This window comes from Bacillus sp. JJ1562 (genome assembly GCF_036962705.1).
Classification (GTDB): Bacteria; Bacillota; Bacilli; order Bacillales; family Bacillaceae_L; genus Ferdinandcohnia.
In genome coordinates this window covers 16,702-29,815 of the sequence record NZ_JBALOQ010000069.1, presented here as the reverse complement: position 1 = coordinate 29,815, position 13,114 = coordinate 16,702, and the positions used below count along the sequence as shown (strand labels likewise).

General features: G+C 37.9%; 11 protein-coding genes. 1 reads left to right on the top strand and 10 read right to left on the bottom strand.

From position 1 onward, the window contains the following. Positions 1-97: 97 nt before the first annotated feature. From V7097_RS25265 to spoVK, 7 genes are all read right to left on the bottom strand, one after another. Entirely contained in the window at positions 98-577 is a 480-nt protein-coding gene (locus V7097_RS25265; protein ID WP_335706401.1) for a GNAT family N-acetyltransferase, read from the bottom strand. Positions 578-1,152: 575 nt separating this feature from the next. After that, complete coding sequence (locus V7097_RS25260; RefSeq protein WP_335706402.1) at positions 1,153-3,192, bottom strand: glycoside hydrolase family 3 protein; 2,040 nt, start codon at positions 3,190-3,192, stop codon at positions 1,153-1,155. Between the two features lie 758 nt (positions 3,193-3,950). Next, complete coding sequence (glnA, locus tag V7097_RS25255; RefSeq protein WP_335706400.1) at positions 3,951-5,285, bottom strand: type I glutamate--ammonia ligase; 1,335 nt, start codon at positions 5,283-5,285, stop codon at positions 3,951-3,953. A gap of 47 nt (positions 5,286-5,332) precedes the next feature. Then, positions 5,333-5,734: a MerR family transcriptional regulator gene (locus V7097_RS25250; protein WP_335706399.1), complete on the bottom strand. Its 402-nt coding sequence runs from the start codon at positions 5,732-5,734 to the stop codon at positions 5,333-5,335. 109 nt (positions 5,735-5,843) lie between these two features. Further along, positions 5,844-7,124 carry an aminotransferase class I/II-fold pyridoxal phosphate-dependent enzyme gene (locus tag V7097_RS25245; RefSeq protein ID WP_335706398.1) on the bottom strand — a complete coding sequence of 427 codons (1,281 nt, stop codon included), beginning with the start codon at positions 7,122-7,124 and terminating at the stop codon, positions 5,844-5,846. A gap of 15 nt (positions 7,125-7,139) precedes the next feature. After that, on the bottom strand, positions 7,140-8,405 hold the full coding sequence (hflX, locus tag V7097_RS25240) for a GTPase HflX (protein WP_335706397.1): 1,266 nt from the start codon (positions 8,403-8,405) through the stop codon (positions 7,140-7,142). Between the two features lie 98 nt (positions 8,406-8,503). Further along, positions 8,504-9,430, bottom strand: a complete 927-nt coding sequence (gene spoVK / locus V7097_RS25235) for a stage V sporulation protein K (RefSeq protein WP_438824278.1) — start codon at positions 9,428-9,430, stop codon at positions 8,504-8,506. Between the two features lie 69 nt (positions 9,431-9,499). On the opposite strand from spoVK, the gene V7097_RS25230 reads away from it, so the two are divergent. Further along, the gene (locus tag V7097_RS25230) at positions 9,500-9,766 is read left to right on the top strand and encodes a hypothetical protein (protein WP_335706395.1); all 267 of its coding nucleotides are present in this window, start codon (positions 9,500-9,502) and stop codon (positions 9,764-9,766) included. On the opposite strand, the gene hfq is transcribed toward V7097_RS25230, so the two are convergent. The 3 genes from hfq to mutL form a co-directional block, all read right to left on the bottom strand. Then, positions 9,747-9,971, bottom strand: coding sequence for an RNA chaperone Hfq (gene hfq, locus V7097_RS25225; RefSeq protein WP_057999880.1), 225 nt, complete (start codon positions 9,969-9,971; stop codon positions 9,747-9,749). The genes V7097_RS25230 and hfq overlap by 20 nt on opposite strands. 95 nt (positions 9,972-10,066) lie before the next feature. Next, on the bottom strand, positions 10,067-11,014 hold the full coding sequence (miaA, locus tag V7097_RS25220; RefSeq protein ID WP_335706394.1) for a tRNA (adenosine(37)-N6)-dimethylallyltransferase MiaA: 948 nt from the start codon (positions 11,012-11,014) through the stop codon (positions 10,067-10,069). A gap of 193 nt (positions 11,015-11,207) precedes the next feature. Further along, positions 11,208-13,103 carry a DNA mismatch repair endonuclease MutL gene (gene mutL, locus V7097_RS25215; RefSeq protein ID WP_335706393.1) on the bottom strand — a complete coding sequence of 632 codons (1,896 nt, stop codon included), beginning with the start codon at positions 13,101-13,103 and terminating at the stop codon, positions 11,208-11,210. Between the last annotated feature and the right edge of the window lie 11 nt (positions 13,104-13,114).

The window sequence follows — 13,114 nt, the reverse complement described above, 5'->3', positions numbered from 1 at the left end:
CTCGGCCGCACACCTGCCCTTTAGTTAAATAAGTTCTACAAAAAGGGCATCAATCCCTTCCTGGATCAACACCCCTGTTAGTTGAAGAGTTAGTCTATTAACTAAGTGTTTTTACCATAGTATAATAACTGCTACCCGGAGGATAATCCTTAATTTCACCTACAACTTGATACCCTTTCATTTCATAAAAAGAACGGGCTTGAAATTCATATGTGCTTAAAAGGACTTTTCTTGCCCCTTTCTTCTTGGCCATTTTTTCAGCTTTATCAAGAAGTTGCCCCCCTAAACCCTTACCTCTGTATTTTTCACTAAACCAGAAATTGTTAATCTCCATCCAATCCCAATAGACGTCTGCATTTAGACCTCCAATCCAGATATCATTCTCATCCGACACAATAATATTTATAGGTTGAACGGCTTCTTTTTTCCTTTTTTCTTTATGATGTATGGAATGTTCATTATTATATTCTCTAATTTTCGTATCTAAAAAGGATGAAAATTTTTCATTGTTTTTAAATAAAATTTCTATATTATAGTTCATCTCGCCCCCCACACCCTTCACTAATTTTATTTTCACATCATTTTTTACTAAGTGTATACTTCTTACTTAAATTAACCGCTATGCCTGTTTCTCAAAATCGTATTCTTATATATTTTTCATTCCTTTAACACCTTGTTTGTTCAAAATTATTAAAGGTTTAACATTTCCTTCTTCCACTAATCTGCTCCGTTACTTTAAGTACATTATTTCACAAACTCACTATTGGGTGCACCAAAAAAGATGAAACCATTACGATTTCACCTTGAAGCTTTTAACATTATTTCCATTCTACAAACTACGGAATCCGTAAGAAACCCGCTTTAGTCAAGTGCCTATATTTAACATTGCACTTTATTGGCTCGATAAAAATAAATTTATCGTCAACTAAAACAACTTGCTTCACACCATGCAGCATTTTCCTTCCCACCAACCGCATAAATTCCAAATGTCCACCTGGATTACCATCAGAAAAGCTTAGCAACAGCCCAAATTCCCTTTTCTTATCTCGCGAATTTCAATGAATAATCCGCCGAAGCCATTTATCAAAAAAAGAGACCTCCTATTAAGGAGGTTCTCCGTCTCATTTGGTGAATATCACCTAATAAACTCTATTAATATCCTAATCCATGGCCAAATCCGTAGAGGACACTGCCGTCTTGGTTATAGATGGTAACTGGCAGTTTGCCTGTTGGTTTGTTGACTCCGAATATTGTGTTGGCTGATGCTTCGTAACTTGCTTCTCTCGTTCCATATTGTGCCAAGTAAGCATTGACGTTTGGATAGGCCATGATGTCATACGGATTACGGAGTCCTACCCCAATCACTTCTGCGTCAGTTTCATCAATCATTTGGTTAACCAGCCTCATGAGATTGGCAGAAGGCAGTCTTCCAGCCACGCTAGAAGTATTTGTACCGACAATGATATATTTTGCTGATTTGGCAGTAGTTAAATTAGCCCCGGACAATAAAGTAGCACTGTCGATCACCGTTACATTGGAATGATGTTTTTGAACTTCGGGGCCAAGTGTAGTCGCATTCGAACCGACAACGACAATCCGATCGCCCGCATCTGCTTTCAATGGAAGTACACCATTATTCTTTACAAGGGTAATCGATTTTTCCGCTGCTTCCTTTTCCAACTGCAAATGTTCAGCAGATCTCCAAACCTTTTCGGCGTTGGCAGCCATTTCATCAACATTCGGCGCTGCCTCTGGCTTGACAATGCCGCGATTTAATTTCAGCGTTAAAATCCGTTCAACAGATTGCTCAATTCTTTCGATAGAAAGATCACCAGAATTTACTGCCTCATAAAGTCCATTTGCAACAACGTCTAAACCAACAGGCATTAATATAATATCCGCACCTGCGTTTACCGCACGAATGGCTGCATCGACTGGGCCGAAATGATCGGCAATCGCCAGCATGTTCATCGCATCCGTTACGATAACGCCCTTAAAGCCCATCTCTTCTCGCATGAGACCAGTTAGCACCTTATGGGAAAGTGTTGCAGGTATGGCAATTTCAGTGCCATCCTTTTTCGAGATGGCTTTTGTATCGTCAATTTTCGGGAAAGTGACATGCGCTGTCATAACCGCGTCCATCCCTGCATCCATCGCCTGCTGGAATGGATATAATTCTACTTGTTTCAAACGTTCTTTTTCATGCCCCACTTCAGGAAGTCCTAAGTGAGAATCCACTGCTGTATCACCATGCCCTGGAAAATGTTTTGCTGTTGCGGCTGTATCCGTTGCCTGAAGTCCTCTAATATAGGCTTTGCCTAATCTAGCAACAAGCTCCGGATCTTCGCCAAACGAACGCACGCCAATCACTGGGTTGTCAGGATTATTGTTGACATCAAGTACTGGTCCAAAGTTGAAATTAATTCCAGCGGCATAAAGTTCTTCGCCAATCGCTTTTCCAACCTTTTCTGAAAGCTCTTCAGACCCTGCGGCACCAAGCGCCATGTTTCCTGGAAAATGTGTTCCGGATTGCAGACGAGTAACAATTCCGCCCTCCTGGTCAATGGAAATCAATAATCCATACTTTTCCGCGGCCTCCTGATAAGCGGCGACTAGCTTTGTTGTTTGCGTGGCTGTCACCGTGTTTGGTTGGAACAATAAGACCCCGCCCAGATGATATTTTTTAACCTGCTCAGCAAGCTCATCAGTCATTTCTGTTACAGGTTGACCTTTAAAATTACGGAAATCCGGCATCAGCAATTGCCCGACTTTTTCTTCCATGGTCATGTTTTTTATCGCATGGCCAATCAGATCATAGCGTTTGCCATTTTCTTTTTCAACAAGGATTTGTCCCTGATTGCCTTTGAATTGGATTGCAATCCGGTCCGTGTAAATGCCATCGCTGACAGAGATAAACGTTTTTCCATTATGTCCCGATAACGTAACTGCGCCATCTTTGACAGAGGCAACGTTTTTATTTGAGGAACTCCAGACCAAATTTTGCGAAGCCAGCATAATGCGTCCGTCATCATATACATGAAGTGCCCTTAAATCAATTTTATTGTCGACAGCCTCACGCTCTACTTGGGGAACATTCAGGTCGATGACCAAGTCTTTAATTGCGGACTTCGCCGATGCACCGGAATGCGGGATTCCTGTTAACAAAAGAGCAACTGCCAAAAATGGAATCATCAACTTCTTGAAATTTTTTTTCACTGTTTCTCCTCCTCGTTTAATCTCTTTACACTCATTTGCTTTAACGCGCAGAGTGAACCAGGTTTCTACAACATGATAAGTATTACGCTTTAAATTCCTCCTTTGGGGTTTATTGCAGGCGAAATACTATGTACAAAGGTAATGGTGGCGCTTACCGCCTGTATCTTACAGCATATATCCCTAATTCACAGTCGTCCATACTACTAAATACTCATTCCATAAATACCCAATTAGTCTCCCAGCCATAAAGACCTAGTACTTTATGGGCTTTAGGTAAAGCTGCAGTAATTATAGTTGCGTCTGTATTGATGTATCCATATCCTCCACTAATGTATGTGACTAAAGAGCTGATTAGTTCTTCTCCTTGTTAGCATTAATGGTATGACCTTTCTAATCACCTCATCTAATCCTAACCAGAACGTACGTTTCGGAACAATAACAAAGCAAGGGTGATCCCCTTGCTTTTGTATGTCATTAATCAAATTGTTCTCGATCCACCTGAAGCCATTCTTGTCTCAATTAAACTTTTGATAATTTTATAGCTTCTTCTTGAAAGTTCGGATTCACCATAACCAACAACTACTTCTTCTAGGTCTATTGCGAGATTGGAAAACGCCTTAATTTATTTTCATGTGGGAAAATTGTGGGAAGGATTTACAATGTACTCGTTTGATATAAAAATACCACCTATAAAAAAATCCCTTGGCGCCCTATACACCAAGGAATTAATAAAATTAATACATTGTTAAATATTGTTCGCGTTCCCAAGGATGGACCTGGGTTCTGAACATATCCCATTCAATCTCTTTAGCTTCGATAAAGTGTTCGAACAGATGTCCGCCTAATGCTTTTATTAACACTTCATCCTGTTTTAATTTTTCTAATGCAAGTGCTAATGTTGGTGGTAAATCCACAATTCCTGCTTCATTACGCTCTTCTTTGTTCATAACATAGATATTTCTGTCAACAGGAGCAGGTGGTATAAGTTTGTTCTTAATACCATCTAGGCCCGCAGCCAGTAATACAGCCATGGCCATATATGGGTTTGCTGCTGGGTCTACCGAACGCACCTCAACACGTGTGCTTAAACCACGTGAAGCCGGAATACGAACAAGTGGACTTCTATTTTGAGCAGACCAAGCAACATAACATGGTGCCTCATAACCAGGTACTAGACGTTTGTATGAGTTTACCGTTGGATTTGTAACAGCTGTAAAGTTAGGTGCATGCTGTAAGATTCCAGCAATAAAATGTCTAGCATTGTCACTTAATTGTAGTTCAGCTTTTGGATCGAAAAATGCATTTTCGTTGCCTTTAAATAAAGAAAGGTTACAGTGCATTCCGGATCCAGCCACTCCAAACAATGGCTTCGGCATAAATGTTGCGTGTAAACCGTGTTTGCGGGCAATTGTTTTGACTACTAGTTTAAATGTTTGAATTTCATCACATGCTGTAAGAGCATCTTCATATTTAAAATCAATTTCATGCTGTCCAGGTGCTACTTCATGGTGAGAAGCTTCAATTTCAAATCCCATTTCCTCAAGCTCTAACACGATATCACGGCGGCAGTTTTCACCAAGGTCTGTTGGAGCTAAGTCAAAGTACCCTCCATTATCATTTAACTCGAGAGTGGGTTCACCGTTTTGATCTAATTTAAATAAGAAAAATTCAGGTTCAGGTCCGAGGTTGAAGTCTGTAAATCCTAGCTCTTCCATTTCTTTTAGGACTCTCTTTAAGTTATTGCGAGGGTCTCCCTCAAATGGAGTACCATCTGCATTATGAATGTCACAAATTAAACGAGCAACCTTCCCTTTTTCAGCAGTCCATGGGAATACTACCCAAGTATTTAAGTCAGGGAATAGGTACATATCGGATTCTTCGATACGCACAAAGCCCTCAATTGAAGAACCATCAAACATCATTTTATTACTCAATGCTTTTTCTAATTGACTTACAGGAATTTCAACATTTTTAATTGTTCCAAGGATGTCTGTGAATTGTAAACGAATAAATTTCACATTCTCTTCATTTGCTAAACGAAAAATATCATCTTTCGTATATTTGGACATTAAGTCTTCCTCCCCAAACCTTGTTGTAAGTATAGTTTTTTTACATTTTAATGAAAAAATCTTGACATATCACTATGATGAGGACTCGATTGCGTTTTAAACCTTCCTGCTTGAAGCAATTCATTCCTCAGTAATCTTCTCAGCTCAGAATTAGATATATCTTGTTTCACAGGCTCGACTGGTTTTTCTTCAACAATTGGTTGATGATTTTGAACTGCGAAAATTTGTTTAATTCCTGCAAGGTTTACTTTCTGTTCAATCAAGCTTTTGATTTCAAGTAATCGATCGACGTCATTAAATGAGTATAGTCTTCGATTTGTTTCAGTTCTTGCAGGAGTGATCAAACCATTTTCCTCATAATACCGGATTTGCCGAGCGGATAATTCAGTTAACTGCATGACAATTCCAATCGGAAAGAGTGGCATTGAACGTCGAATTTCGTCACTCATATGTGATCCTCCTTTGCAAAGAATAAATTGATTTTAAACGATGTTATATTATCTGTCAAGTTCATGTTAGAAAACCTCACATGGATTTTTAATAAAAAAACAGAGGTATTTACCCCTCTGTTTTCATGGATATAAGTTGTTTTGAAAGTAAGTGATTTAAAGCTAAACATATTGCAATTTTTACATGGGAATAAGTAAGACCACCTTGTACATATGCAACAAATGGTGGACGAGTTGGACCGTCCGCTGTTAGTTCAATGCTTGCGCCTTGAATAAATGTACCTGCCGCCATGATCACGTCGTCCTCATATCCTGGCATATAGCTAGGATATGGAGTTACATGAGAGTTGATTGGTGAAGCGAACTGTATTGCCTGACAAAAGGCAACCATCATCTCTTTGTTATCAAATTGAACAGATTGTATTAAATCTGTACGTTCACTATCCCAGCTCGGCTCTGTCTTAAGTCCGATTTTTTCTAAAATTGCTGATGTAAATACTGCTCCTTTTAAAGCTTGTCCTACAACATGTGGAGCAAGGAACAATCCTTGATACATTTCCTGAAGAGTGTAGAGAGATGCCCCAGCCTCCGCTCCAATTCCAGGAGACGTCATACGGTATGAGCACGCTTCAACAAGTTCTTTTTTCCCAACTAAATAACCACCTGTTTTTGCAAGTCCGCCACCTGGGTTTTTAATGAGTGATCCAGCAATTAAATCAGCCCCAACATGACATGGCTCTTCGTGCTCGACAAATTCACCATAGCAATTATCAACAAACACGACAACATCCGGCTTGATTTCCTTCACAAATTCAACCATTTCTTTTATTTCTGCGATAGTGAAGGATGGTCTTGTAGCATATCCTTTTGAACGTTGGATCCCGATCATTTTTGTATTTTCATGAATGGCATTTTTTATCGCTACAAAATCAGGTCTTCCTTCTGCTGTTAAATCGACAGTGCTATAGCCGATGTGAAATTCCTTTAATGAGCCATTTCCTGAGCCACGAATACCCACAATTTCTTCCAATGTATCATATGGGTTCCCCGTAATATAAAGCAATTCATCATTAGGACGTAATACCCCAAATAGTGCGATTGAAATTGCATGTGTCCCTGAAATAATTTGTTGGCGAACTAGTGCAGCCTCCCCTCCGAAAAGATCGGCGTAAACCACTTCGAGTGTATCTCGTCCCATATCGTCGTAGCCATAGCCTGTTGATGGTATAAAATGAGAATCACTCACTCGATTGTTCTGAAAGCTTTTAAGTACACGATATTGGTTATAATCAATATTTTTTTCGATCTTTGAATGTACTTCTTTTATCTGTTTTTCTGTCTCATCTACTAATTTCGAAATTAGTTTACCATAATCTAATTCTGTAAACATTAAATTTTCCCCTTTTTATGAATAAAAATCCCTAAGTTGTCCTATTAAAGAATGATGTGGAAAAATAAAACCTGTACAATCGTATTTTTCCGTATCTTCATTGTAATACAGTTCTTTTAAAATCGTTTCTTGTTTTAAATATGCTAAAATTCTACCTTCCGAGCTAGGCAGTGACACCTTATATTCTTCCATCTCCTGGGTCATGGAATCCTCCACCCTTGTCTTAATCACCACTAAATCATTTTCATCAAATGCACTGACCAAAACGGATTTAGATGTTGAAGACGGAACAAAATCAGGGTGGACATTATCTTTTTTATTATAAAGCGTTAAAATCGGAATCGATTCTACTCCTAATTCATCCAAAAGCTTTACTACCGTTTTTTCATGATTATAATAATCGGGATTTGAAGAATCGACTACATGGACGATTAAATCCGCTTCCTTCACCTCTTCTAAAGTGGAGCGAAATGCTGCGATAAGTGAAGTTGGCAAATCCTGAATAAACCCAACGGTATCCGTTAAAAGGGTTGTTAATCCACATGGTAGAATCATTTTTCGTGTCATTGGGTCAAGTGTCGCAAACAATAAATTTTCCTCAAATGAATCTGCTTCGGTTAGTCGATTAAATAATGTCGATTTGCCAGCGTTTGTATAACCTACCAATGCGATTTGATATGTATTGTTTTTCTTTCTCCGTTCGCGATAACGTTCACGATGCTGCACAATGACTGATAATTGATTTTTAATATCATCGATCCGTTTATGAATATGGCGTCTGTCTGTCTCAAGTTTTGTTTCACCGGGTCCTCTTGTACCAATTCCTCCACCAAGTCTAGATAATTCAATCCCTTTACCTGTTAATCGAGGAAGTAGATATTGAAGCTGGGCTAATTCTACCTGCAATTTACCTTCTTTGGAATTTGCTCTAGACGCAAAAATATCAAGTATAAGCTGAGTTCGGTCAATAACCCTGGCTTGAAGCTTAGAGGATAAGTTCCTCACCTGACTAGGTGATAATTCATCATTAAAAATAATTACATCGGGTTCTAATTCTTCTTCAAGATTAATAAGTTCCTCCACTTTCCCTTTTCCAATGTATGTTGCTGAATGGACACGTTCCCGCTTCTGGGTCACAGTCATCACAACTTGGCCCTTTGCTGTTTTCGTTAAAGATTGTAATTCTTCAAGGGAATATTGAAATCTAATTTCATCTTCAGTTTGAATCTGACATCCTACAAGTATGGCTTTTTCTAATTCTTTCTTTTGTTCGTTTGCCAATCAATTTACCTTCTTTCTTGAAAGGTCATTATCCTTAAGCTATCATATCAAATTTATCATAGAAATGAAATAAACCGCCTATTATGTAGGCGGAAGGTTTAATCTTTAAAAATCAGATCCTGGGTTCTGATTGTTTGAAGCTCTTGTTTACTATAAGTATCATCGATTAATAATCTCATTGCTTGTGAACGTATCGATTTTTCGATCACATTCCGAACATAGCGACCATTACTAAATTTACCAGGGGAAGAGTCTATTTTTACGGCAAGCAAATGCTCACGTAATTTCCGCTCCGCTTCAGGACTGAAAATATATTCACGCTCCAGCATCATTTTCGCTGAGATTTCCATTAACTGATCAACCGAATAATCCGGAAAATCGATGACTAGTGGAAATCGGGAGTATAATCCTGGATTTAAAGAGAGGAAGTGTTCCATTTCTTTTGAATATCCAGCTAAAATTAAGACAAATTCATGTTGCTTATCTTCCATATGTTTTACTAACGTATCAATTGCTTCCTTTCCAAAATCCTTTTCTCCACCTCTAGCAAGCGAATAAGCCTCATCGATAAATAAAATACCTCCGATTGCTTTTTTAATTAAATCTCTTGTTTTTTGGGCGGTATGACCAATGTATTCCCCGACCAAGTCGGCTCTTTCCGCTTCTATTAAATGCCCCTTGGATAGAACATTCATTTGTAGAAATAATTTTCCAAGTAAGCGAGCGACCGTGGTCTTACCTGTTCCCGGATTTCCTTTAAACATCATGTGCAATGCTTGCTTTCCTACCTTTAATCCCTGTTCTTCACGTTTTTTATTAATGTAAATCCACGCATATATTTCTTTTACCATTTTCTTCATTTCATCCATACCCACAAGAGTGCTCATTTCTTCTTCTATTTCCATAAGAGCCACATGTTTCGTTTGGATTTTCGTTGAAATTGCTTCTTTTGACGTTGAATGAAGAACTTTTAATTTCTTTTTCTCACCATTTAAAATAACATTTATTTGTCCATTGTTTTTCATTGTAATTGGTTGATCCAAGAGCTCTCACCTCTCCTATGTGTGTACATTATACGTTGTTGGGTTTATTTCGTGACAAAAGCCCAAGGAAAAAACAAAAGCGCTGGAGATAGACGTAAAATGTTGGTCTTTTCCCGTTTTTTTCAACAATTTTTTCACTTTTGTGACAAAAGACTCATGCTTTTTGTCAAAGATTGCGCTTTCCCAGAAAATAATCCGTATCTCTATATGTATATGAGACAATTCGTAAATCTTGAAGAAAAAATAGACAAGATAAAAAAACAACCCTACTATAGAAGTAAGGTTGTTTTTTCATTAGCTATTCAAGCTCAAGTTTAATATTTTTTTGTGGGGCAAAAGTGGAGATCGCATGCTTATAGATAAGCTGTTGCTTCCCTTCTGTTTCTAATAAAACTGTAAAATTATCAAATCCTTTTACTAATCCTCGTAATTGGTATCCATTTAATAAAAATACAGTTACAAATGTCCCATCCTTACGCAGTGTGTTTAAAATTTGGTCTTGAATATTAATAGCTTGTTTCATGAACTGTCCTCCTCTAGATCTTTGGCACAAAATGCTCAGAACGTCATTGCCCTTTTTATTGGACAAAACGAATTATCCTATTATAATCTATTCTCTTAAATTCCTAGCTTTCCTGCAATATATTTATAAATTTCATTAAAATTTTCTTCAAACTGATTTTTCGCTGTCATATCAAACCATTTTACATCCATTTTATTTCGAAACCAAGTTAATTGACGTTTCGCATATCTACGGGTATTTTGCTTTAACTGAGTGATTGCCTCTTGTAGTGTTAGTGATCCATCTAAATGATGATAAAGTTCTTTATATCCAATTGCCTGGATGGATTGGCAATCACGTAAACCTTGAGAGTAGAAAGTTGAGACCTCTTCAAGCAGCCCTGATTCTATCATCAAGTCAACCCTATCGTTTATACGCTCATACAATTTCTCTCGTTCCATTGTTAGCCCAACAAGAGCAACTTCAAATATTAGCTCTTGCTTCTGTTCTTCCATATAATCCGTCATCGTTTTCCCAGTTGTTTTATAAATTTCCAGGGCACGTATGACTCTTCTTACATTATTAGGGTGAATTCGCTCTGCACTTTCCGGATCAATTTCTTTTAGTTCCTGATAAAGGGAATCAACTCCGCTTTTAGCAACTTGTTGTTCAAGTGTTTCTCGGTACTCAGGATTTGAGGCATCATCTGTAAACTGATAATCAAAAATTACAGATTGAATATAAAGCCCCGTCCCTCCAACAATCATCGGTAATTTACCACGACTATGTATGTCTGAAATTAATTTTCTTACATCTGCTTGAAATTCAGCAACTGAAAAACCTTCATGGGGTTCCTTTATATCTATGAGATGATGTGGAACACCTTCCATTTCATCAATAGAAATTTTAGCTGTACCGATATCCATTCCTTTATAAATTTGCATGGAATCTCCACTAATAATTTCCGCATTAAGCTTCTTTGCAAGCTCTATACTTAATTCCGTCTTTCCAACTGCGGTTGGACCAATTAGAACGACTAGTTTCTCTTTTTTCGATTCTTCCAATCAATCACTACCTTTACATCAATTCATACTATTATCGTAACATAGATAATAAGACGAATACTAAATTATTATAACCAAATTGACTTATAAAATAACATCTTTTTCAAACCTTATCCAAACTTCTATACAACTTTCGATATATATGGCAAAAACTCGCCAATTTAGCGAGTTTTCAACCTTCTTTATAGCATCCTTACATGACACGTTTAAACATTTTCTCCATTTCATAGGTCGAATGGTGTATGATAATTGGTCGGCCATGTGGGCATGTAAATGGATCACTTGTTTTACGGAGCGTTTCAAGTAAAGCGAAAATTTCATCGTTCCGTAAGTGATGGTTTGCCTTAATCGATGCTTTACAGCTCATCATAATCGCGGCTGCCTCTCTCAATTTCTTAATATCTATTTTCTTATCATTTAGCACCTGTTCAATTATTTCCTCGATGACCTCCTTTTCATCTCCCTTTGGAAACCAATGGGGATGTGATCGAACGATGTAACTGTTATGACCAAATGGTTCGAGGAAAATCCCTACTTTTTCTAAGTCCTGCATATGTGCATTTATATTTATACATTCATCAGTTGAATACTCCAAAGTAATAGGGATAAGCAATTCCTGGAGCTCTGAAATATTTTCTCCAACCTTATCTCTGAAATATTCATATTTAATTCGCTCTTGAGCAGCATGCTGGTCAATTATATATAAACCCTTCTCATTTTGAGCCAGAATATAGGTTCCATGCATTTGGCCAATTGGGTACATGACCGGAACCCTGTCATCAAGGTTTACAGTTTCTTCGGTATTTATAAAATCCGATTCCTCATATTTTTTTATTTCAACATTGGTCGTATCCTCATTTTCAGCAATTACTACGTTATCTATTTCATATGGTTTTTCCTCATATAAAGACTGGGTTACTGGAGTTTGTTTTTCGCTGATCGTTTCAGCTTTCCTCGGAACCTCTTGGATCGTCTCTATAAATCTAGGAATAGACGGTTGCTGTTTCTGTGGTTCCGATTTTATGGAATGCTGAAACATAAATTCTTGCTGTTCGGATTTCTGTACAACTTTCTTTTTTGGGTATGCTGCATCTGGGATTAATTGTTTATGTTTGAAAACATCCCTGATTCCTTCATCAATTAATTGGTTTAGCTCAGCTTCTTTACTAATCCTAACTTCAAGTTTTGCTGGATGGACGTTCACATCCACTAATAATGGATCCATCTTTATATCAAGTAAAACAATTGGAAATCTTCCAATCGGCAAAAGGGTATGATAGCCTTGCTGAATGGCTTTTACTAATGGATAGTTTCTAATATATCTTCCATTAATAATGGTTGATATATAGTTTCTTGATGCCCTTGTGACCTCTGGCATGGATACGAAACCTTCGACTTTAAAATCTAAGGATTCTAGATGGATAGGAACCATCTGCTTTGCAATTCCTAAACCATAAATAGCAGCAAGTACCTGCCTGACGTCTCCATTACCACTTGTATATAAAAGTCGTTTCCCATTATGCAACAAACGAAATGAAATTTCTGGATGAGCAAGGGCGATTCGATTTACAGCATCGGTTATATTCCCAAGCTCAGTGTGAACAGTTTTTAAATATTTCAAGCGTGCTGGCGTGTTAAAAAAGAGATTTGAAACTGTAATATCGGTTCCCTTGCGACTATTTGTTGCTTTTTTTTCAGCAAACTGACCGCCTTTAATTAATATGTGAGTACCAGAATTATCACCAGTGCTTGTCTTCATTTCAAGCTCGGATACGGAAGCAATACTCGGAAGCGCCTCTCCCCTAAACCCTAACGTCCGGATTCGAAATAGATCGTTTTCGTCCTTTATTTTACTCGTTGCATGACGATGAAAGGCATTTACGCAATCCTCGCTATCCATACCATCTCCATTGTCAATAATTCGAATTTTGGAAAGACCCGCTTCTTCGATCTCAATTTCGATTATCGTGCTATTTGCGTCAATGGCATTCTCGACTAATTCCTTCACAACAGAGGCTGGTCGTTCGACCACTTCCCCTGCTGCTATTTTATTTGAAAGAAGGTCATCTAGTTGGATGATTTTCCCCATGCCTTCACCTC

What these genes read in the sequence shown, in the direction of transcription:
- V7097_RS25260 (WP_335706402.1), bottom strand. Translation starts at nt 3,192, where the DNA reads ATGATTCCATTTTTGGCAGTTGCTCTTTTGTTAACAGGAATCCCGCAT.
- glnA (WP_335706400.1), bottom strand. Translation starts at nt 5,285, where the DNA reads ATGTCCAAATATACGAAAGATGATATTTTTCGTTTAGCAAATGAAGAG.
- V7097_RS25250 (WP_335706399.1), bottom strand. Translation starts at nt 5,734, where the DNA reads ATGAGTGACGAAATTCGACGTTCAATGCCACTCTTTCCGATTGGAATT.
- V7097_RS25245 (WP_335706398.1), bottom strand. Translation starts at nt 7,124, where the DNA reads ATGTTTACAGAATTAGATTATGGTAAACTAATTTCGAAATTAGTAGAT.
- spoVK (WP_438824278.1), bottom strand. Translation starts at nt 9,430, where the DNA reads ATGAAAAACAATGGACAAATAAATGTTATTTTAAATGGTGAGAAAAAG.
- hfq (WP_057999880.1), bottom strand. Translation starts at nt 9,971, where the DNA reads ATGAAACAAGCTATTAATATTCAAGACCAAATTTTAAACACACTGCGT.
- mutL (WP_335706393.1), bottom strand. Translation starts at nt 13,103, where the DNA reads ATGGGGAAAATCATCCAACTAGATGACCTTCTTTCAAATAAAATAGCA.